This window comes from Grimontia hollisae CIP 101886, from assembly GCF_000176515.1.
GTDB classification, from domain to species: domain Bacteria; phylum Pseudomonadota; class Gammaproteobacteria; order Enterobacterales; family Vibrionaceae; genus Enterovibrio; species Enterovibrio hollisae.
Map to the genome: position 1 here is coordinate 125,973 of NZ_ADAQ01000009.1, position 20,697 is coordinate 146,669.

The following is a 20,697-nucleotide window of genomic DNA, read 5'->3' on the forward strand; positions in this document are numbered from 1 at the left end:
GCTAACCCTCGCTCACGAGATCTGGCTGCGTTACTTCCTGCAACTCTTCAAAATCAAACAGGTTTTCTAACCGGATAAGTACCACATGCTTGCCATCCACCGACGCGATCCCTTCGATATAGCGCTCGTCGATCTTCACAAAACCGGGGGCTGGTTTAATGTGGTTTGCTGAAAGCTGGTACACCTCAGCAACAGCATCCACAATGATCCCCAGTAACTGCCCTTTGGCGTTCCTGACAATCACCACCACAGTGGTTTTACTCAGTACCGATGGATCCATGTTGAACCGTTGCCGGAGATCCACGATAGGGATGTATTCACCGCGAAGTTCAAGCACACCCAACAGATAACTTTCACTGTTGGGCAACCTGCGCACTTCTGACCACCCGCGTACTTCTTTAACGTCAAGGATATTCAACCCATATTCCTCGTCGTCGATAAGAAAGCTGAGGTATTCCATGACTTCGTCAGACATAACGCCTCCTCAATGCACCAGACTGTCAATGTCGAGTAAGGCATCAACATTCAATAAGCTCATCACCTGCGTATCAACATTCAGTAGCCCACTGACAAAAGGCATCACCACAGAGTCTCCGATCGGTGGCATCAGGCCGTTATTTCCCATATCGATAACATCTGACACCGCATCGACCACAATGCCCATCATACGGTTGCCCGTCTCTGCCCCTGATTTGAGGATCAACACCACTGTCGTCGGCAGGTATTCGACGTTGCCGATGTTGAAACGGACACGAAGATCCATAATGGGAACGATCATCCCGCGAAGGTTGATAACCCCCAGAATGAATGCCGGCGCGCGTGGGATCAGGGTAGGCTGCTCCCACACGCGGATTTCCTCAACCGTCTGGATATCAACACCATACAGTTCATGGGCCAGATCAAAACTCAGGAAATCAGACCCCTTGAGCCTGTCTTCACTGCCAATCAATGTGTCCGAGCTTTCTGCAACAGCCAGAGCTTGTTCACCCATGTATGCCTCCTATGCTGCTATGTGCGTGTTGCCGTCGCCAACACGACTGAGAAAACCGGCCATCAATCCCTGCACGTCCAGAATGAGCGAAACAGATCCATCACCCAGAATCGTCGCCCCCGAGATGCCGTTAACCCGGGTGTAGTTGGACTCCAAGCTCTTAATCACCACCTGTTGCTGGCCTAATAATTCATCCAGCAGCAACCCAATCCGGTTTCCCCCCGCTTCCACCAAACACAACAATTGCTTGTCGAGCGCACCCGAACCGCCGAGACCAAACTCTTCCTTAAGCCTGAGGATAGGAATGTTTTCGTCTCGCAGCCGATAAAGTTCTACGCCACCGGTGGCGACTTTTACGCGTTCTGATTCAATCTGAATCGATTCGATGATAGAGATAAGTGGCACCACAAATACTTGGTCAGCCAGTTTCACCAACTGTCCGTCGAGAATGGCCAGGGTCAGTGGCAGGCTGATACGGAATACACTGCCTTTATCCGGCTTGGAGTTCACTTCAATGTGACCACCGAGATCTTCTATGTTGCGTTTGACGACATCCATGCCCACACCACGCCCAGAAACATCGGACACCACCTCTGCGGTTGAGAAGCCCGGCGCAAAGATCAGGTTGTAGACCTGATGATCAGAAAGATCGTCCAACGCGATATCAGCGTGAATAAGCCCTTTTTCCAGCGCTTTCTTCCAAACCCGTTCTTTGTTGAGCCCTGCGCCGTCATCACGCACTTCAATCACTATCGAACCGCCCTGATGATAGGCAAAAAGATCCACTCGCCCCGTTTCTGACTTACCCTTGTCGCGGCGCACTTGCGGCAACTCTAAGCCATGGTCTACCGCGTTTCGTACCAGATGAACCAAAGGGTCGGTAATCCTTTCCAACACGGTTTTATCCAACTCTGTCTGCTCACCTTCAATCACCAGTTCAACACTTTTTCCTAACTGGGAAGAGAGATCGCGGATAAGACGTGGGAAACGGTTGAAGGCAAAACTGATGGGTAGCATGCGAATATTCAGCACGCTTTCCTGCAATTCTTTGGTGTTTTGGAGAAGCTGATCAAGGCCCGCCTGTAAACGTTCCAGCTTGTTTTCAGAGAAGTTCTGGCTAAGTTCAGTCAACATGGATTGGGTGATCACCAACTCGCCAACCAAGTTGATAAGATTGTCGACTTTGTCAATTTCCACCCGGATAGACGAAACCGCATCCACTTTCGCTGTCGGTGCTTTAGCTTTTGTAGCACTGGGCGGAGCTGAAACGGCAGGAGTATTTACCGGAACGTCTTTCGATGGGGAGGTATCCTGTGTCGGTTGTGATTCAGTCTCTAAAGATTCTGTGTCTGAAAGACCAGTGGACATTTGCTGAGAAATGTCGAGCTCACACTCGTCTTCGACCCATTCGAAGATCTCTTCAATCTGTTCACGCCCAACAATGCCATCCACCATGATCTTCCAGCTGAGATAACACATCTCTGGCTCAATTTCATGAAAGGCAGGAAGCGTATCCTGAACACATTCGATGACACAGTCTGCGCCCAGATCAAACATTTCCCGAAGAATCCGTACTGGATCATTGCCGGAGAAAAACATGTCTTTATGCGGAACAAATTGCACGACCCAGCCACCGGCATGCGTATGGGCTGTCTCTGCCGGGGTGTCTTCACCAGCTGGGGGCGATGCGACACCAGAGCTGGCTGGCAAACCGTCATTAAGCAAGATATTGAGCTGTTCGGTTAATGCATCCCTAAGCGCATGATCGAAATCGGACTCGGTCTCATAAGCCACTAACATGCTGTTGATGCAATCGCCCCCTTTTAGGAGCAAATCTATGGTGCTGGCATCGAGGCGACGTTTTCCTTCTCTGGCTTCATCAAGCAATGTCTCCATGACATGGGTAAACTGACTGATTTCATTGAGATTAAAAGTAGCCCCCCCTCCCTTTATTGAGTGGGCAGCCCGGAAAATCGTATTGATGATGTCAAGGTCAACGTCAGCATCCGGGTCCAGGGCAAGCAGCTCACGCTCCAGAATTTCAAGGTTCTCACGACACTCCTCGTAGAAAATCCGACGCAGTTGGTCCATGTCCAAAGCCATAACGGTCTCCCAGATGGAACACTAAATAACGCGTTGCAAGGTTTTCAACAGGGTGTCGGGATTGAACGGCTTAACAATCCAGCCGGTCGCACCGGCGGATTTCCCCATGCTTTTTTTCTCCGCTGATGTTTCAGTGGTCAACATCAGAATCGGTGTAAATTTGTATTGCGGCACGGCTCGAACCTGGCGGACGAACTCCAGACCATCCATGTTCGGCATATTGACGTCTGAGATAATGACATCATACTGACCGGATTTGGCCTTTTTCAGCGCCTCAGCACCGTCGTTAGCCGTTTCAACCTGATAGCCCGCTTCTTTGAGCGTATGGCTTACCATTTGACGAATAGATACCGAATCGTCCGCAGCTAGAATTTTTCGCATACTGTCACCCTGATTGAACTACCTAAGAACTACGTGAAAAAACTCACTCAGCAAAATCAGTCAAGCCAAGCAGCTCGACCATCCCTAATGTCTTTGCGGCTCCTACCAGTTCGCTGGACGCCCCTTCCCACGTCCAATCGATGGACTGGCTGAGACACTGCTTTTTGGCGGCAAGTAGAAGCTGTAATCCCGGCGCATCAACACGTGATACATCGCTACCATCGATCAGCAAGCGGTTGGACTGCTTTAACTCAGCTTGCAGGCGACCTTTCAGGTCCATCACCTGTGTAATGTCTAATTGCTCCCCCAATGAGAATCCCATCGCAGAATTCCTTCTTTTGACGATTGACTTGCGTCGAAAAGCTTCCGTACCACTAAGTGTAGCAACAATGAGAGAAATGAAAGTTTTTTAACCAATTGGTTTTAAAGTGAGACACCGTGATAAAAATACTGACGAAGCCAACCACAGCATCAATCTAAGTTTTGGAATGAAATACGCTTTATGAGCAGAACGACGAACTAGAAAGTACGGTTACACCTGTCGCAATACGGTTAATAGGTTTCAATAAGAAACCTATGTGCACAATTTCAAACCGTTATAGGTAAAAAAGCAGCAGTCATGCGCTTGGGATGATAAATTATTTTGACAAGCACCCAGCTCTGCTATTTAATGGCGCCCGTTGCCTCGATAGCTCAGTCGGTAGAGCAGGGGATTGAAAATCCCCGTGTCGGTGGTTCGATTCCGCCTCGAGGCACCATATTTCAGTAATCGATGATTCGGTTACAAGGAGATGTGGCTCAGTAATCAGCGACATTTCCACGGTTTGTGTGCCGGCTTAGCTCAGTTGGTAGAGCAACTGACTTGTAATCAGTAGGTCACCAGTTCGACTCCGGTAGCCGGCACCATCTAAAAACAAAAAGGCCTCGTCAATTGACGCAATGCAGTTCACTTAAGCGGAGCCGCTTTGCGATTAATCGGATAACGGGTCTTTGACATTTTAACTGCCCTAGGTCTTGATGGTCTGGGGCGTTTTTCTATGAACAGGACAGATAAGTCTCCTCTCAATGCCTTAAGCCTCTTAGGCGTATTGCCCGGAGATAAAGCTTTGCTCATTATCCTTAGTTGACTCGCAATATACTGGCAAGCGTATTTGAAGCTTATTTCATTTGGTGCACGACCATGAGCTACCGCGGCTTGGCTGGCCTCTCGTCTCACCAGGTTGTATCCAAGAAGCAGTCCCCATAACTCCTGATAAACAAGCTCGACTGTCTTACTTCTCAACGTCATGGCATTGTGCTGCATAGAGCTTTTGATGTCTCGATATCCCAACTCTATCTCCCACCGCTCATGATAGAGCGTGGCCACTTGCTCAGCGCTGTACTTCTCTCGTGGCAGTGAAGTAAACACGGTCTTCTCTTTTCCATCCACTTCATAAGTCACCGCCCTGACTTGCCACTTCTCAGGTAGACTCGGATTCTTTTTTCTGGCCTGAGGGGAGACTTTCATTTCGATAAGATTGTCATTGGTTTCTTCCTCATCGAGAATCGTGTACACCAATCCCTTTCGAGCCGGAATGAGCCAGTGACGGTTTACACCGCTAGCCGATAGGCTCAGCAACAAATCTGCGCCATAGAACCCTTTATCCAACAGCGTTACCGAGTTATCAGGAAGCGAACTAATGAAGGGCTGAGCGAGGGGGATTTCACCTCGACGGTAGGGACTGATATCCGCATCAATGATGATATGAGAACGCACATTCATCATGGTAACAAGTCGGAGAACTGGGTAGGGTGTTTGACGTTTACCCGAGGTGTTCCCAGAGCCGAAGTGTTCGCGAAGCTCTGGAGTGTCTGCCGTTCTGAATAATGCACCATCAACAGCAAAAACCTGGAGGCCATGCCAATCATCCTCTGGGTATCTTTCTTTGCCCCATCCCTCACTACACTTTTTAAACAACCATTTAGGTGCTTCAGAGCCGAGTCGTTGACGAGCCTGAGTCAGCGCACTTTTGGCGAGAAGCGCTTCGTCAGCAAGCCCTTCAGCACAGATGTTCATCCGACGGGCTACCTCAGCAATCGGTTCATTTCTGAAGAATGCCATCCCCACGATTAACCACAGGACCATATCGCTGGGTAATCTTCTACGCCTGATGGTGGCTTGAGTAGAGAGGGATGCGGCTGCAGCAACCCATTCTGAAGGGACATGCTCAGCAAACGTCGTGAGTTGGGAAACATCAACGGGTGATTCTTCGAGAAAATCACTTAGATATGAGGTAATAGGCATAAAAAATCTGAAATCAATGAATGATTTCAGATTCTGACTCATCAGAAGGATCGGTCAACCGATCCTTAACTGATCAGCATTGCGTCAATTGACGAGGCTTTTTTGTTTTTGGCAGCCGCTACTGCACAAAGAAAAGGGCCGAGCGCTTGTCCAACCCTTATCCTTCATACTGCCTAAGGGCTGTTGACCTTTGGTGGTTAAATTTTGTTCTAGCTATAAGCGTTTTAGGCGCGGCGAGGTGTGTGCCGCCTAGTCATTCTAAGCAAATACACCTCAACAAAGCATAAAACGCTTAGAGCAGAACCCTTCGGGCAGCGTTTGTGGGGAATTTCTGCTGCGTTATCAGCTTCTCATGTAGGCTAGCTACACATCGAAGCCTATGCCTTGCATAAAATCCCCACAAACTGCTGCAAAAATCATCACCAAAGGTCAACAGCCCCTAGTTGAACAGCGATTGCAGCCAGCCTACCGGGTCTGGCTTGTCACAGCGCTTGCGCCAGTAACCATCCGGATCCCACATCGGCAATTTACTGTCACTGAAGCAATCTGTCACAAACTGTCCGTCCCGGACCTGATACGGCACGCTGGCAAGTTCAGACGGCCAGTTCAGTACCAGAGGCTCAGGCTGCCTTGCCTTGATATAATCCGCATACAGGCGCAATGCACCGGACGAGCCGGTCAGTTTGGTCGATTTGTTGTCATCACGCCCCAGCCACACCGTCACCACTTCGCGGCCATCAATACCGACATACCAGCTGTCGCGGTTGTTGTCTGTGGTGCCGGTTTTCCCCGCAAGCCCTGCCCAGCCAAATGACGGATTGAGATAACGGCCGGTGCCGCTTCTCACGACTTCTTTCATCGCATACATCGTCAGCCAGCTTGCCTGCTCGGACACCGCCTGGCTCGATTTCGGCCAGTTCCGGTAAAGCACTTGCCCATCCTGAGTAACAACGGCACGGAGCGCAGTCAACTTGGCTTTCCTGCCGCCGCTGCCGATGGTCTGGAACATTTGTGTCACTTCCATCGGTGTTAAGGTAAATGCCCCCAGCAACAACGAAGGAACGCGGGTGATTTGATCAGGATCGACACCCAGCTTTTCATAGGTTTCTATCACTTTGCCAAGGCCCAAAGACAGACCAAGGTTCACTGTCGGGATGTTGTAGGAGTTCGCCAATGCTTTCAGCAGTGGCACCTGACCGCGGAATTGACGATCATAGTTCCGGGGCTTCCATTCACTTCCCCGATCGCCCTTGAGTACAATCGGTTTATCCTCCAGCGGTGACGCCAGATTGTATCTGTCCGGCTGCGAAAGCGCCGCCAGATAGACGGCAGGTTTGGAGAGCGAACCAATCTGTCGGCTCGCATTCAGTGCCCGGTTAAAACCGGCATACCCCGGACGGCTGCCGCCCACCATGGCGCGGATTTCCCCACTCAGGCGATCGGCAATCACGACCGCCGCTTCCAGATCCTTGCCCGCCACTTTCTTCAGTTCATTCACCTTGTTAACCACTGTCTTATCGATGAGGGACTGCGACAGCGGATCCAGAGTACTGAATACACGAAGGCCACTTTCCGGATTGAACTGACTGCCAACCCGTTCACGGATTTCACGGGTCAGTTGTTCAAAGTAGGCAGGCTGGCGGCTGCTAAGACTGGGTGACGTCTGAACGCCTAGCTTACGTGCTGCCGCTTCCGCATATTGCCCGGAAGTGATGAAGCCATTTTCCATCATCATTCGCAGGATGAGATCTCGCCGTTCCAGTGCGCGTTCAGGATAGCGCCAGGGGTTGTAATATGATGGCCCTTTCACTATGCCCACCAGCATCGCCAGCTGATCAATACTCAACTCCTCAATGGGGCGGCCAAAATAGAGCCTCGCCCCCAGCGGGAAACCGTGCACGGCCTGACCACGTGCCTGACCGAGATACACCTCATTCAGGTAGGCTTCAAGAATACGGTCCTTGCTGTAACGGTAATCCAATAATAAGGCGATGTAAGCTTCCTGCGCTTTTCGCCACAGGGTGCGGTCACGGGTCAGGAACAGGTTTTTCGCCAGCTGCTGAGTGAGGGTTGAGCCACCCTGAACGGTGCGGCCCGCTTTCAGGTTCACGACCAGTGCCCGGGCAATAGCCAGTGGTGATACACCGTCGTGATGATAGAATTCCCGGTCTTCGGTGGTCAGTAAAGTATCAACAAGAAACTCAGGGAAGCGCTCACGCGGCAGGAAAATACGCTGCTCATCGGTATTGGACTCCATCATGCCAAGGAGCTTAGGCTCAATGCGCAGATACCCCAGTTGTTTACCACTATCAAGCTGCTTGAGGCTCTGAACCCCTTCATCGCTGAACGACACCATGACATGCTGGGCAGCCTCTGGGCCATCTTCAAACTCAAACGGGCGGCGGATGATTTCCACCCGGGTCTTTGATGCCGAATACTCGCCAGGGCGTTTCGGACTGCGTACCCGCTTGTAGTTAAGCAGTTCAAGTTCACGCTTGAGAGTATCAATGCTGACTGCCTCGCCCGGTGCCAAATGGAGAATGCGGCCGTAGACCACCGCGGGCAACTGCCAGATCTGGCCATCAAAGCGCTCACGGATTTTGCCATCCAGATAAATACCCCAGATAGCCATAGCGGCAACAAAGACCAGCGTGCATTTCAGGCCAAGGGAGAGCAACGTTTTACCCCAGTTTTTTTTCGTCGGGGCCGCTGTCTTGTTGTTACTGCGCGGGCTGGCTTTACGCCGCGTGCGCGGTTTGGTGTTTTTAGTTTCTTTTGTCATGAAGTCTGTTTCAGGCTTCCGGTTTAAAATGTTTTTTAGTTAAGCGTGTTGGCTGGTGATTGGCCGGATCGTCTGGCCAGACATGCTTTGGATACCGGCCTTTCATCTCTTTCTGGACCTCGCGGTAAGCGCCTTGCCAGAATCCGGCTAAATCCTGGGTAATTTGCAGCGGCCTTTGCGCCGGACTCAACAACTCGACCACCAGGGTTATCTGGCCATCGGCGATGGTTGGTGAGGTCGCCTGCCCGTACATTTCCTGTATCCTGACCGCCAATACCGGTTTTTGCTCCGGCTGATAGCGGATGGCATAACGCGAGCCGGTCGGCACCTCGTACGTTTCCGGTAACAGCCGGTTCAGTTGCTTGGTAGACTCCCAGCCAAACCAGGCTTCCAGCGCACTGTAAACGTCGATTTTTTTCAGATCCTGCATGCTGCGCAGCCCGATCATGAAAGGCGCCAGCCACTCATCCAGTGCATCCAGCAATGAAGGCTCATCCAAGGGTGGTAAGGAAACCGGAAGCGCCCAGTGTTGCGCGCAACGGGCACGGTTTAAAAGACTCTGCGCTTTCTCCGACATCGGCAACGACGCTTCCCCCTTCCGCTTTATGGCCTGGACCAGTGCGCGGGTCAGCATGTCGTCACTTAAGCGGGAAAGCACTTTCCGTGTCACCACAATTTCGCCACAGCAAAGGTGATGCTCCGCCACTAACGCGCCTTTCTTTTCATCCCAGTCTACCCATTCCCGCTCAGAAAACAGTGAGGGCAGCCTTGTTTGCAGGGTTGCGAAGTCTGTACTGCAAGCGGTAAAAATGCGGCTGTCGCCCTGTGTCACGCTCATCAGGTCCACGGCAACCAGCGCCTCTTCACCAGCCAGCGGGTGATCGCTATCAATCTGCGCACCATGACCGTTACTCAATAGAAAGCGACCATTATTGCCACGGGATTTAGCCACGCGATCCGGCCAGGCAGCCGCCGCCAGTACCGGGAGCCAATCGGCAGACAGGTCAGTGTCCAGTGTCACATTGAGCTTGACGGCCAGTTGCCCGGCACGCTGACGGTAAGAGGGCTTTTTCATCGCCATAGCAACCTGAATGCGAAGATCCGGATCAACATTGCCCCTTAAGGGTTCTTCTGCCCAGGCGGCCAGCCAGCAGGCGGCAGATACGGCTTCAGCACCAAAGTCCCGCGCAGCCGCCAACATCGCCCCAAGTCGGGCATCAGTACCCAGCCCGGTAACGTATTTTCCTCTGGCGGTAAGCGCGTCGTTTTGATCCAGTATCCCCAACTGGCGCAGGAGGGTAACAGCCTGTTGCCAGTGTTGGGTAGGCGGCAGGTCAAGCCATTGCAAATCTTTGGGCGAACACCCCCACTGCACCACTTCCAGAGCCAGTTGCATCAAATCGCTGGTGACAATTTCCGGCTCCGGCACCGCGCGCATTCGCTGGAACGTTTCTTCACTGTACAGGCGAAGACATATCCCTTCCGACAAACGCCCGGCCCGGCCCATACGCTGTATTGCTGATGAACGCGCAATCTGCACCGTTTCCAGTTTGGTGATCCCGGTTTTTCGGTTAAACCGCGCCACACGTTCAAAGCCAGAATCCACCACCAGCCGGATACCTTCGATCGTCAGACTGGTTTCGGCAATATTGGTGGCCAGCACGACCTTACGCTGCCCTTGCGGCGCCGGTGCAATCGCGGCCTGCTGCGCTTTCGCATCCATCTGACCGAACAACGGGCAAATCATCACCGTATCCTGCACTTTCGTTGCCAGCGCGTCCGCTACCCGGTTGATTTCTCCCGCTCCCGGCAGGAACACCAGCGCGGAGCCTTTTTCCTCCTGCATCAGCGTTGCGATGGCAGAGGCAACGTCGTTCTCGTAGCCAAACTGGCGGGAAACCGGCTGATAACGCACGTCCACCGGAAAGCTCCGCCCCTCTGAGCTCAACACCTTGGCGTCAGGCAACAGTTCGGCCAACGCTGCATCATCAAGAGTGGCAGACATCACCAGAATAGTGAGGTCATCACGCAGCGCGCCCTGAACATCCAGTGACAGTGCAAGCGCTAAATCAGCATGAAGGTTGCGCTCATGGAACTCATCGAAAATCAGGAGACTCACGCCTTCAAGGGCTGGATCGGTCTGGATCATCCGGGTCAGCACACCTTCAGTGACAATCTCCAGACGGGTTTTGCCACTCACCCGGGTTTCCCCCCGCACGCGCAGGCCAATGGTTTCACCCACGTTTTCACCACGCTGCGAGGCCAGAAACCGGGCGATATTTCTCGCCGCCAGCCGACGCGGCTCGAGCAGGATGATCTTGCCGTCGACGACATGTCTCTCCAGCAACGTCTGGGGAAGCCGGGTCGATTTACCTGCACCGGGAGGGGCTTTCAGGATCACTTGTGGGGATTGGGACAATGCCGAAATTACGTCATCCAGGACGCTGTCGATAGGGAGCTGTGACAATGGAAACGCCTTTATGTCAGAATTACCCGCACAGTATACCCAAACAGGCTGAAGATGCTCGAATTCAGAAGCCATCAATGTGTTCAACGACTTGCCTTAAACGCTGGACATTTGGCCGTTAACCACTTTCAAGGGATCCCATGAAGTTTGACCCGCCTTTACAGCCTGCCACCTTGCTCCGCCGCTATAAGCGTTTTCTTGCCGACGTGACATTGGCAGAGGGTTCTGAAGTCACTATGCACTGTGCAAACACAGGTGCCATGACAGGCTGTGCCACACCGGGGGATACCGTATGGTATTCCACCTCTGACAACCCCAAACGTAAATATGCCAACAGCTGGGAGCTGACAGAAACCCGTCATGGGCACTTTATTTGCGTAAATACTGCGCAGGCTAATCGTCTGGTGGTAGAAGCGATCAATGAAGGGGTGGCCAACGAACTGCAAGGTTACGATACCCTGAAAACAGAAGTGCCTTACGGGGAAGAGAAGAGCCGTATCGACATTTTGCTGCAATCACCGGACAGGGAAGACTGTTATATCGAGGTGAAAAGCGTCACTTTACTGGAAGAAAATGGACAAGGTTTTTTTCCGGATGCTGTCACTACACGGGGTCAGAAACACTTACGGGAACTGGCAAGTCTTGCCCAACAGGGGAAGCGTGCCGTGCTCTTTTTCGCCGTGCTTCATACTGGCATTGAGAAAGTCTCTGCGGCAAAACACATAGATGCAGTCTATAATCAGCTACTTATAGAGGCTCAGGCACAAGGCGTAGAAGTGATCTGCTATCAGGCGGCACTTTCACCCGTCCAGATGAGCATAACGAAACGGGTCCCGTTCTCCCAGAATTGAGAAAAAATGTAGACATATTCACACTGGGATAACATGAGGCAAAAACAAAGATTGCCTCGTTATAGGGTTTCTGATATAGATACCGCCCTCTTTTGACCGAGCAGGTCAGGGTGTATTTAGGAGAACGCTTAATGCCAGAAAGCAAAGTAAAAAAATCGCTGGGCATCCTGGCTACCGCCGGGTTAGAACCTTACCAAGAGAAGGCTGGCGAGGAATACATGAATGATCAACAAGTTGATCATTTCCGTAAAATCCTCCAAGCGTGGCGCAATCAGCTCAGGGAAGAAGTTGATCGTACTGTACATCACATGCAAGATGAAGCGGCAAATTTCCCCGATCCTGTTGACCGTGCGGCACAGGAAGAAGAATTTAGCCTGGAATTGCGTAACCGCGACCGCGAACGCAAACTGATCAAAAAGATCGACAAGACCCTTCAGCGTCTGGAAGACGATGATTTCGGTTTCTGTGATTCTTGCGGTGTTGAGATTGGCATTCGCCGCCTGGAAGCACGCCCAACCGCTGATCTATGTATTGATTGCAAAACCCTTGCAGAAATCAAAGAAAAGCAAATGGCTGGCTAAGCCTACCGCTTTACCAAGTTTCATGGCAAAAAGGGAGCTTAAGCTCCCTTTTTCCTTTTTCAGAGACACAGAGAATGCAATATATCGGGCGGTTCGCCCCTTCCCCCTCTGGCCCACTCCATTTTGGCTCTCTGGTTGCCGCCCTGGGCAGTTACCTGCAAGCCAGGGCCAATAACGGGAAGTGGCTGGTTCGTATTGAAGATATTGACCCACCACGGGAAGTGGCCGGTGCGGCTGACGCGATCCTAAAAACGCTGGAAGCCTATGGCCTGCACTGGGATGACAGCTTACTCTATCAACATGACCGTTATGACGCCTATCAGGCCCAAATTGATGCCTGGCTCGATACTGGCGCAGCCTATTATTGCCAATGTACGCGACGTCAAATCAAGGATGCAGGCGGCCTCTATCCCGGCACCTGTCGCCACCGGACGTTAGGTAATGAAGGATCTGCTGTGCGGGTCTGCATCGATAACCCTGTTACTGAGTTTGTTGACATCAAGCACGGTGTCATGTCGTTGGACCCTGCCATGGCGGCAGAAGATTTCATCATCAAACGCCGCGACGGCCTGTTTGCCTATAATCTGGCAGTGGTATTGGATGACATTCACCAAGGTGTCACGGAGGTCGTTCGGGGCGCAGATCTGATTGAGCCGACGGGAAGACAGGTTTCTCTATATCAAAAACTGGGTGCCCCCCAGGTGAGTTATTTGCACTTGCCACTTGCACTCAACAGCAACGGGAATAAGCTTTCTAAGCAAAACCATGCTCCCGCCATCGACAATGCCCGTCCCGGTCCGGCGATGGAGGCAGCATTGGCATTTTTAGGCCACCCGCCGCCAAAAGAGTTGTACGGCGCACCTGTGACCGATTTGCTCCAATGGGGCATTGAAAACTGGCAGATCTCCAAGCTGCCAAGCAAGACGGAAGTGATTACAGCTTTCTAAAATGTAAAGCTGTGATATATGATATGCCGTCGTTTTTATGGCCCGACCTGTCAGATACGAGGTGAGTTATCTTTAATCGAGTTACCAGCTTTTGCCGTAAGGTATTGAATCGCGATAATAAAACACGCGCGATTGACGACCTGAAGCTAGAGATTATTCCACGCCAAGAGCACGGTATATCAAGAAAAGATATCAGCGAAAATGCGCTGAAGGTGCTCTATCGCCTGAATAAGGCTGGCTTTGAGGCATACCTCGTCGGCGGGGGTGTGCGTGATTTGCTGTTAAACAAGCAGCCAAAAGACTTTGACATCGCCACCAATGCCACCCCGGAAGAAGTGCGAAAACTGTTCAGAAACTGCCGTCTGGTTGGGCGCCGTTTCCGGTTGGCGCATATTCTGTTTGGTCGCGACGTGATTGAAGTTGCCACATTCCGTGGTCACCATGCGGGCGATAAAAGCGACAAGGCTGCCGCCCGCTCCAATGACGGTATGCTGCTGCGTGACAATGTCTACGGTACTATTGATGAAGATGCCGAGCGTCGCGACTTCACCATCAATGCCCTTTATTACAACATTGATGATTTCTCGGTACGTGATTATGCCGGCGGTGTGGAAGATCTGAAAAACCGCACCATCCGCCTGATTGGCGATCCGGAAACCCGTTATCGCGAAGATCCGGTGCGCATGTTGCGCGCTGTACGTTTTGCCGCCAAGCTTGATATGCGCATTAACGAGGCGACGGCTGCGCCAATCCCTGCACTGGCTCACCTGCTTCGTGATATTCCGGCAGCCCGTCTGTTTGAAGAAAGCCTGAAGCTGTTGCAATCCGGTCAGGGTTTAGCAACGTATCGATTGCTTCGTGACTTTAATCTATTTTCGCCACTGTTCCCGCTTCTTGATGAGCACTTCACCGAAGATCACAGTAGCAAGTGCGAGAAGATGCTGGAACTGGTGTTAAAATCTACCGACGCCCGTGTCGCGAAAGATCAGCGGATCAATCCTGCCTTTATGTTTGCCGCTATGCTGTGGTACCCGCTGGAGACCCGCGCGGAAGAAATCGCCTTCGAAAGTGGCCTGAGCTATTACGATGCCTTTATGGTAGCCGCGAACGACATTCTGGATGAGCAGGTGAAAAGCATTGCCATCCCGCGCCGCTTCACAGCGATGATCCGCGATATCTGGCAATTGCAGCTTCGCCTCAGTCGCCGTTCGGGCAATCGCGCCTACAAACTGCTGGAACAAAACAAATTCCGCGCCGCGTTTGATTTTCTGGAAATGCGCGGAGAGATTGAAGGCGGCCAGTTAAAAGAGCTGGCAACCTGGTGGGATGAATTCCAGAAAGCCGATCGCGATGGCCGTTACGAAATGGTTCAGTTGCTCAACAAAGCGAGTGCAGCGAAAAAGATCCGCCGTCGCCGAAAGAGTAAGCCACGTAGCCGTAAACCAAAATCAGAATCATGATCCGTGCATACATTGCGATAGGCAGCAACCTTGGCAATCCGGCAGAAAAAGCCCAATTGGCGATTGAAGCCCTTAAACAGTTGCCGGACAGTCGGTTTGTCTGTGTCTCATCGCTTTACACCAGTAAACCGATGGGCCCTTCAGACCAACCGGATTATGTCAATGCGGTTGCAGCCATTGACACCAGGCTACCACCGTTAGATCTTCTGGATCATACTCAACGCATTGAGCTGGCGTTTGGTCGTGAACGTAAAGATGAACGTTGGGGCCCTCGGACTCTTGACCTGGATATCCTCCTTTACGGGGATCTCCAACTGGAAAGCGAACGGCTTACCGTTCCACACTACGGGATGAAAGTGCGTGAATTCGTGCTTTACCCTCTCGCCGAAATCGCCCCTGACTTGCAGTTGCCGGATGGCAGTGCTGTCGCAGAATTGGTCGCCGTCACGGACAAAAACGGCCTGACCATCCTCGCATAAGCACACCCGCCTCGGCACTTTAGCGAAACAAGCAGGGTTTGGGAGACAAGATGAAAAAAGTGACGATTAACACCTTGATGGCATGGAAGCAAGAAGGACGTAAATTTGCCTCGGCAACGGCGTATGACGCCAGTTTTGCCCAATTATTTGAAGAGCAGGACATGCCGGTGTTGCTGGTTGGCGACTCCCTTGGCATGGTTTTACAAGGTAAAGGTGACACCCTCTCCGTTACGGTGGATGAGATTGCCTACCACACCCGCAGTGTGCGTGCTGGCAGTCCCAATTGCCTGCTGATGGCTGACATGCCTTTTATGTCTTATGCTACGCCTGAACAAGCCTGTAAAAACGCAGCGGTACTGATGCAGGCGGGCGCAAATATGGTCAAACTGGAAGGCGGCGCCTGGTTGGCTGAAACCGTTACCATGCTGACCCAGCGAGCCGTGCCAGTGTGTGCACACCTTGGCCTTACCCCACAGTCCATCAATATCTTCGGCGGTTTTAAAATCCAGGGTCGCGACGAAGACCAAGCAGAACAAATGGTTCAGGATGCTCTGGCGCTGGAAAAAGCCGGTGCGCAAATCATCTTGCTGGAGTGCGTGCCAAAAGCATTGGCAGCGCGCATCACAGATGCTGTCGGCGTCCCTGTCATTGGTATTGGTGCTGGTAATGTAACAGACGGTCAAATACTGGTGATGCACGACATGTTTGGCATCTCTGCCAACTACATCCCACGTTTTTCCAAAAACTACCTGAAAGAAACAGGCGACATGCGTCAGGCGGTGTCGCGCTATATTGAAGAAGTGGCAAGCGGTGAGTTCCCTGGCCCTGAACAGACGTTTAACTAAGGAATGCCGATAAAATGCAAGTAATCGCTGAGATTGCCCCATTACGTGAACAGGTTCTGCAATGGCGACGTGAAGGGCAACGCATCGCGTTTGTCCCTACGATGGGCCATCTGCACGACGGTCACCTGACCTTGGTACGACGGGCACGTGAAAATGCCGACGTCGTTGTTGTCAGCATCTTCGTCAACCCCATGCAGTTTGATAAAGCCGACGATCTGGCGGCATACCCGCGCACACTGGATGAAGACATTGCCAAGCTGAACTGTGAAGGTGTTGAACTGGTATTCACCCCCACCGCCGAGGTGATGTACCCCAAAGGCATGGACAACCATACCTTTGTCGATGTGCCGGGCGTGTCAGGTGTGCTGGAAGGCGCATCCCGTCCGGGTCATTTCAGGGGGGTGGCAACGGTTGTCAGCAAACTGTTCAATATGGTGCAACCGGATGTTGCCTGTTTTGGTGAGAAAGATTTCCAACAGCTCGCGGTGATCAGGAAAATGGTGGAGGATCTCTGCCTGCCTATCGAGATCATTTCTGTTGCCACCGTACGCGAAATGGACGGACTGGCAATGAGCAGCCGCAATAGCCGCCTGACCGTGGATGAGCGCCAGCGTGCGCCAGTCCTTGCGAAAACCCTGCGCTGGATCAGCAGCCAGATGCGCGGTGGCCGCAATGATTACAGTGAACTGGTATTGGACGGAAACGACCAACTGCGTGCTGCCGGTCTGGAGCCAGATGAAATCTTCATCCGTGATGCTCATACCCTGCAGGCCATCACCGAACACACCAGCAAAGCCGTGATCCTGGCTTCAGCCTTCCTGGGGCAAGTCCGGCTTATCGACAATCTGACTGTCGATTTGACACCACAAGTCAGCGACGACAGCGAAGAATAAGCCTGTAAAAAAAAAACCGCCAGCGGCGGTTTTTTTTCGTCTGCACTGTCTTAGCTTCTCAGACCAATCCCGCGGCTGATGAGGTACCAGGCCAGGCTGTAAAGCACGACAACAAACAGTCCGAGCACTGCAAAAGATGTTGTGATGTTCACATCCGATACGCCAAGGAATCCATAGCGGAAGGCATTGACCATATAGACAATCGGGTTCAGCTTGGACACCCCCTGCCAGAATTCAGGCAGCAGCGAGAGCGAATAGAATACGCCACCCAGATAGGTCAGCGGCGTCAGCACGAAGGTCGGGATAATGCTGATATCGTCAAAGCTATTGGCAAACACCGCATTGATAAGACCACCCAGGGAAAACACCACAGATGTCAGGATCACGGTGGCAACAATCACACCAAGATGGGCAATGTTTAAATCGACAAAGAACAGCGACACCATAGAGACCATCAGCCCGACGGCCAGTCCACGCGCAACGCCACCGCCAACATAACCGCCAATAATGATGTAGTTGGGCACCGGTGCAACCATCAGCTCTTCAATATTGCGGTGCATTTTGGCACTGAAAAACGACGAAGCGACGTTGGAATAGGAGTTGGTGATCACCGACATCATAATAAGGCCCGGCACAATGTAGGCCATGTAACTGAAGCCCCCCATCTCACCAATCCGGCTGCCTATCAGGTTACCGAAAATGATGAAATACAGGGTCATGGTGATCGCCGGTGGCACCAGCGTCTGTACCCAGATACGGGTGAAGCGGGTCACTTCTTTGATGATAAGGCTCTTAAACGCTACCCAATACAGTTTATTCACGCTTTGGCCTCCGCATTTTCACGAATCAGAGTCACGAAAAGCTCTTCCAGACGGTTGGCTTTATTGCGCATAGAGAGCACCTTGATGCCCTGGGCTGACAATTGTTCAAACACTGTGTTCAATCCAGTATCTTTATGGACATCCACTTCCAGGGTATGGTCATCAAGCTGCACCCATTTCACCCCTTCCAAGTGCTCTACCCTGCTGTCCGGCACCAAATCGAGAATAAAGGTTTCCACATCGAGCTTTTTCAGCAGCGCCTTCATCGAGGTATCCTCAATCAGCTCCCCCCGGTTAATAATGCCAATGTTCCGGCACAGCATTTCCGCCTCTTCCAGATAGTGGGTAGTCAGGATGATGGTGATGCCCTGTTTGTTGATATCTTGCAGGAATGTCCACATCGAGCGACGAAGTTCAATGTCTACCCCGGCTGTCGGCTCATCCAGAATCAATAGTTTCGGTTCATGCATCAATGCACGGGCAATCATAAGCCGACGCTTCATGCCGCCGGACAAGTTGCGGGCAGACTCGTTGCGTTTATCCCAAAGATCCAACTGGCTGAGGTACTTTCTGGCGCGGCGTTTGGCTTCGTCACGCTCCACACCGTAGTAACCGGCCTGGTTCACCACAATTTGCTCAACTTTCTCAAATTGGTTGAAATTAAACTCCTGTGGCACCAATCCAATTTGTTTTTTCGCCTCAACCAGATCGGTATCGATGTCATAGCCAAAGATTTTGACTTTGCCGGCGGTTTTGTTAACCAGAGAGCTGAGAATGCCAATGGTGGTTGATTTTCCGGCACCGTTTGGGCCGAGCAGAGCGTAAAAATCGCCTTCCTGAACAGAAAGAGATATCCCCTTCAGCGCTTTGACATCTGTGCCATAGGTTTTGACCAGATTGTCGATTTCTATTGCTTTCATTGCGTTATTTTTCTTTTAAGGCATGACTTCCGTTAACCGCTTGGCGGCATAAAGTGCATCATAACGGGAATCGAACATATGTGTGTCAGCAACCCAGTTGCCAACATGGAGACGCTTAAGTTGCTCGGTGGTCTGCTCATGTGGGCTGAGCAAGAACACCGTACAGTTTGCTTCGCGGGCATCAGCAATGGCGTTTTCCAGCGCCAGCCCCACGGTCATGTCAATCAAAGGCACATCACTCAAATCCAGAATCATTACGCGATAATCGCCAATCCGGGTATGTTGTCGGGAGATGGCTTTGGACACGCTGAAGATCATTGGGCCTGAGAGATAGAAAAACAATACCTTGCCATCAGATTCATCCAATAATGCCCGTTCTTCATCTGACAGGGGAACATCATCGTCATCTGCATCACTGATGGCTTTCACCTGTTTGGCCTGCTCACGGCTAAGCCGCTCTATCACAATAATGTTTGAAATAAAGACACCCAGTCCTACCGCCACAATCAAGTCAACAAATACTGTCAGCGCCATCACACCATACATGATCGCGGTTTGATGCAGGCTTACTTTATGGGCGCGTTGCAGGAAACTCCAGTCAAGAATGTTAATCCCCACATACAGGGCAATACCCGCCAGCACCGCCATCGGAATAGGTTCAGTGAGAAAGCCCGCGACCAACACCACGGCAGCAAGGATAAGCGCCCGGACAATACCCGCCAAAGGTGAGCGCGCGCCAACCTGCACATTGACCACGGTTCCCATGGTGGCGCCGGCGCCAGGCAGCGCTCCAAACAGGCCGGAAATCATATTGGCAATACCCTGGCCGCGCAGTTCTTTATCCGAGTTATGCTCTTCCCTTGTCAGGGAGTCGGCAATCACTGCGGTCAGCAAGGTATCAATACAACCCAACGTCCCCAGCACCAAGGCATCAATCACCATGGTAGTGAGTAACTCGGGCGTGAAGGTCGGCAGGACGATAGAAGGAAGCCCGGTTGGAATTTCACCGATGCGGCGAATACTGCCGGGATCAAAAAACAGCACTGAGAGCAGAGTGACTGCCACCAAAGCGACCAGTTGTGCGGGAACATACTTACGGTATTTTTTCGGGAAATAGAACAAGATCCCCAACGTCAGCAGCCCCAGAAACAGCTCCCTGACGCTGAGGTTAGATACCGTTTCCGGTAATGCCTGAATCGTTCCGAGTACCCCGCCCGGAGGGGCCGCGTGTCCAAGCAGCGGGCTGATTTGCAGCAAAATCAGAATCACACCGATGCCTGACATAAAGCCCGACACCACGCTGTATGGCATCAGGGTAACGTATTTTCCGAGCTTCAGCGTGCCCAAAAGAATCTGGAATGCCCCCGCCATCATCACTACGGTAAAAGCCATGGCAATGCCAGTTTCCGGGTAACGGGCCATCATCGAGGTCAGGACCGCGGTCATGATCACTGTCATTGGGCCCGTCGGTTCAGAAATCAGAGTGGACGAACCGCCAAACAGCGCAGCAAATAGACCAACAAGAATCGCGCCCCACAAACCAGCTTCCGCACCTGCGCCGGATGCGACACCAAATGCCAGTGCCAGGGGAAGAGAAATAATGGCAGTCGTGACACCGCCGAAAATGTCGCCTTTCAAACTCCAGTGTTTAAACCGGTCGAAATTCACAACGTGCTCCCTTTTAATGCTTCCTTTTTTCGGCGAATTGCCGGGTTACCCAGTCAGGCTTGGGACTGTTTTTTTGCTGCCCGCCTTCACGGCATGAAAAACACCGTTTGCCACGGTCTATTACCACGCATTGCGAAAAGGTCAGATATTTTGCACCCAACTGATTGAAGGATAGGCAGTTCAGCGTCCTCAGTATACCGTTCAACGGTGCAACAAGGGATCCG

18 protein-coding genes and 2 tRNA genes are annotated in these 20,697 nt (G+C 51.9%); 9 read left to right on the plus strand and 11 right to left on the minus strand.

What is annotated here, in order from left to right; translation table 11 throughout:
- Nucleotide 1: 1 nt before the first annotated feature.
- The 5 genes from VHA_RS03910 to VHA_RS03930 are packed head-to-tail and all read right to left on the minus strand — an operon-like array spanning nucleotide 2 to nucleotide 3,875.
- Complete coding sequence (locus VHA_RS03910) at nucleotides 2-475, minus strand: chemotaxis protein CheW (protein ID WP_005502037.1); 474 nt, start codon at nucleotides 473-475, stop codon at nucleotides 2-4.
- A gap of 9 nt (nucleotides 476-484) precedes the next feature.
- Nucleotides 485-991 carry a chemotaxis protein CheW gene (locus VHA_RS03915; RefSeq protein ID WP_005502039.1) on the minus strand — a complete coding sequence of 169 codons (507 nt, stop codon included), beginning with the start codon at nucleotides 989-991 and terminating at the stop codon, nucleotides 485-487.
- A gap of 9 nt (nucleotides 992-1,000) precedes the next feature.
- Nucleotides 1,001-3,094 (minus strand): chemotaxis protein CheA, encoded by a 2,094-nt coding sequence (locus tag VHA_RS03920; RefSeq protein WP_005502041.1) that lies wholly within the window; start codon nucleotides 3,092-3,094, stop codon nucleotides 1,001-1,003.
- Nucleotides 3,095-3,115: 21 nt separating this feature from the next.
- Nucleotides 3,116-3,475, minus strand: a complete 360-nt coding sequence (locus VHA_RS03925) for a response regulator (RefSeq protein ID WP_040528169.1) — start codon at nucleotides 3,473-3,475, stop codon at nucleotides 3,116-3,118.
- 43 nt (nucleotides 3,476-3,518) lie between these two features.
- A complete protein-coding gene (locus tag VHA_RS03930) occupies nucleotides 3,519-3,875 on the minus strand; it encodes an STAS domain-containing protein (protein ID WP_335596744.1) in 357 nt (118 codons plus the stop codon).
- A gap of 282 nt (nucleotides 3,876-4,157) precedes the next feature.
- On the opposite strand from VHA_RS03930, the gene VHA_RS03935 reads away from it, so the two are divergent.
- Both VHA_RS03935 and VHA_RS03940 read left to right on the plus strand, forming a co-directional pair.
- Nucleotides 4,158-4,233 (plus strand) — tRNA-Phe (locus VHA_RS03935).
- A gap of 72 nt (nucleotides 4,234-4,305) precedes the next feature.
- Nucleotides 4,306-4,381 (plus strand) — tRNA-Thr (locus tag VHA_RS03940).
- Nucleotides 4,382-4,421: 40 nt separating this feature from the next.
- Here the strand turns inward: VHA_RS03940 and VHA_RS03945 are convergent.
- The 3 genes from VHA_RS03945 to hrpB form a co-directional block, all read right to left on the minus strand.
- Nucleotides 4,422-5,759 carry an IS4 family transposase gene (locus tag VHA_RS03945; protein ID WP_040528107.1) on the minus strand — a complete coding sequence of 446 codons (1,338 nt, stop codon included), beginning with the start codon at nucleotides 5,757-5,759 and terminating at the stop codon, nucleotides 4,422-4,424.
- A 439-nt stretch (nucleotides 5,760-6,198) separates the two neighbouring features.
- The gene (gene mrcB, locus VHA_RS03950) at nucleotides 6,199-8,541 is read right to left on the minus strand and encodes a penicillin-binding protein 1B (RefSeq protein WP_005502047.1); all 2,343 of its coding nucleotides are present in this window, start codon (nucleotides 8,539-8,541) and stop codon (nucleotides 6,199-6,201) included.
- A 10-nt stretch (nucleotides 8,542-8,551) separates the two neighbouring features.
- Nucleotides 8,552-11,008 (minus strand): ATP-dependent helicase HrpB, encoded by a 2,457-nt coding sequence (hrpB, locus tag VHA_RS03955; RefSeq protein WP_005502049.1) that lies wholly within the window; start codon nucleotides 11,006-11,008, stop codon nucleotides 8,552-8,554.
- 140 nt (nucleotides 11,009-11,148) lie between these two features.
- On the opposite strand from hrpB, the gene sfsA reads away from it, so the two are divergent.
- From sfsA to panC, 7 genes are all read left to right on the plus strand, one after another.
- Nucleotides 11,149-11,859 (plus strand): DNA/RNA nuclease SfsA, encoded by a 711-nt coding sequence (gene sfsA, locus VHA_RS03960; RefSeq protein ID WP_005502051.1) that lies wholly within the window; start codon nucleotides 11,149-11,151, stop codon nucleotides 11,857-11,859.
- Between the two features lie 131 nt (nucleotides 11,860-11,990).
- Nucleotides 11,991-12,440 (plus strand): RNA polymerase-binding protein DksA, encoded by a 450-nt coding sequence (gene dksA / locus VHA_RS03965; RefSeq protein ID WP_005502053.1) that lies wholly within the window; start codon nucleotides 11,991-11,993, stop codon nucleotides 12,438-12,440.
- Between the two features lie 74 nt (nucleotides 12,441-12,514).
- Entirely contained in the window at nucleotides 12,515-13,387 is an 873-nt protein-coding gene (gene gluQRS, locus VHA_RS03970) for a tRNA glutamyl-Q(34) synthetase GluQRS (RefSeq protein ID WP_005502056.1), read from the plus strand.
- A 104-nt stretch (nucleotides 13,388-13,491) separates the two neighbouring features.
- Nucleotides 13,492-14,847, plus strand: a complete 1,356-nt coding sequence (gene pcnB, locus VHA_RS03975) for a polynucleotide adenylyltransferase PcnB (RefSeq protein ID WP_005502058.1) — start codon at nucleotides 13,492-13,494, stop codon at nucleotides 14,845-14,847.
- Nucleotides 14,844-15,326, plus strand: coding sequence for a 2-amino-4-hydroxy-6-hydroxymethyldihydropteridine diphosphokinase (gene folK, locus VHA_RS03980; protein ID WP_005502060.1), 483 nt, complete (start codon nucleotides 14,844-14,846; stop codon nucleotides 15,324-15,326). Before pcnB ends, folK begins: the two co-directional genes overlap by 4 nt.
- Before the next feature lie 50 nt (nucleotides 15,327-15,376).
- Nucleotides 15,377-16,171, plus strand: a complete 795-nt coding sequence (panB, locus tag VHA_RS03985) for a 3-methyl-2-oxobutanoate hydroxymethyltransferase (RefSeq protein ID WP_005502062.1) — start codon at nucleotides 15,377-15,379, stop codon at nucleotides 16,169-16,171.
- 14 nt (nucleotides 16,172-16,185) lie between these two features.
- Complete coding sequence (panC, locus tag VHA_RS03990) at nucleotides 16,186-17,064, plus strand: pantoate--beta-alanine ligase (protein WP_005502064.1); 879 nt, start codon at nucleotides 16,186-16,188, stop codon at nucleotides 17,062-17,064.
- Between the two features lie 50 nt (nucleotides 17,065-17,114).
- Here the strand turns inward: panC and VHA_RS03995 are convergent, their stop codons facing one another.
- From VHA_RS03995 to VHA_RS04005, 3 genes are read right to left on the minus strand one after another with little or no spacing between them, the layout of a single operon-like run.
- Entirely contained in the window at nucleotides 17,115-17,885 is a 771-nt protein-coding gene (locus VHA_RS03995; protein WP_005502066.1) for an ABC transporter permease, read from the minus strand.
- Nucleotides 17,882-18,805, minus strand: a complete 924-nt coding sequence (locus VHA_RS04000; protein WP_005502070.1) for an ABC transporter ATP-binding protein — start codon at nucleotides 18,803-18,805, stop codon at nucleotides 17,882-17,884. Before VHA_RS04000 ends, VHA_RS03995 begins: the two co-directional genes overlap by 4 nt.
- A gap of 15 nt (nucleotides 18,806-18,820) precedes the next feature.
- A complete protein-coding gene (locus VHA_RS04005; RefSeq protein ID WP_005502072.1) occupies nucleotides 18,821-20,473 on the minus strand; it encodes a SulP family inorganic anion transporter in 1,653 nt (550 codons plus the stop codon).
- Nucleotides 20,474-20,697 lie beyond the last annotated feature (224 nt).

Excerpts from the sequence above, each read along its gene's own strand:
- VHA_RS03910 (WP_005502037.1), bottom strand. The coding sequence starts at position 475 with ATGTCTGACGAAGTCATGGAATACCTCAGCTTTCTTATCGACGACGAG.
- VHA_RS03915 (WP_005502039.1), bottom strand. The coding sequence starts at position 991 with ATGGGTGAACAAGCTCTGGCTGTTGCAGAAAGCTCGGACACATTGATT.
- VHA_RS03920 (WP_005502041.1), bottom strand. The coding sequence starts at position 3,094 with ATGGCTTTGGACATGGACCAACTGCGTCGGATTTTCTACGAGGAGTGT.
- VHA_RS03925 (WP_040528169.1), bottom strand. The coding sequence starts at position 3,475 with ATGCGAAAAATTCTAGCTGCGGACGATTCGGTATCTATTCGTCAAATG.
- VHA_RS03945 (WP_040528107.1), bottom strand. The coding sequence starts at position 5,759 with ATGCCTATTACCTCATATCTAAGTGATTTTCTCGAAGAATCACCCGTT.
- mrcB (WP_005502047.1), bottom strand. The coding sequence starts at position 8,541 with ATGACAAAAGAAACTAAAAACACCAAACCGCGCACGCGGCGTAAAGCC.
- sfsA (WP_005502051.1), top strand. The coding sequence starts at position 11,149 with ATGAAGTTTGACCCGCCTTTACAGCCTGCCACCTTGCTCCGCCGCTAT.
- dksA (WP_005502053.1), top strand. The coding sequence starts at position 11,991 with ATGCCAGAAAGCAAAGTAAAAAAATCGCTGGGCATCCTGGCTACCGCC.
- gluQRS (WP_005502056.1), top strand. The coding sequence starts at position 12,515 with ATGCAATATATCGGGCGGTTCGCCCCTTCCCCCTCTGGCCCACTCCAT.
- folK (WP_005502060.1), top strand. The coding sequence starts at position 14,844 with ATGATCCGTGCATACATTGCGATAGGCAGCAACCTTGGCAATCCGGCA.
- panB (WP_005502062.1), top strand. The coding sequence starts at position 15,377 with ATGAAAAAAGTGACGATTAACACCTTGATGGCATGGAAGCAAGAAGGA.
- panC (WP_005502064.1), top strand. The coding sequence starts at position 16,186 with ATGCAAGTAATCGCTGAGATTGCCCCATTACGTGAACAGGTTCTGCAA.
- VHA_RS04000 (WP_005502070.1), bottom strand. The coding sequence starts at position 18,805 with ATGAAAGCAATAGAAATCGACAATCTGGTCAAAACCTATGGCACAGAT.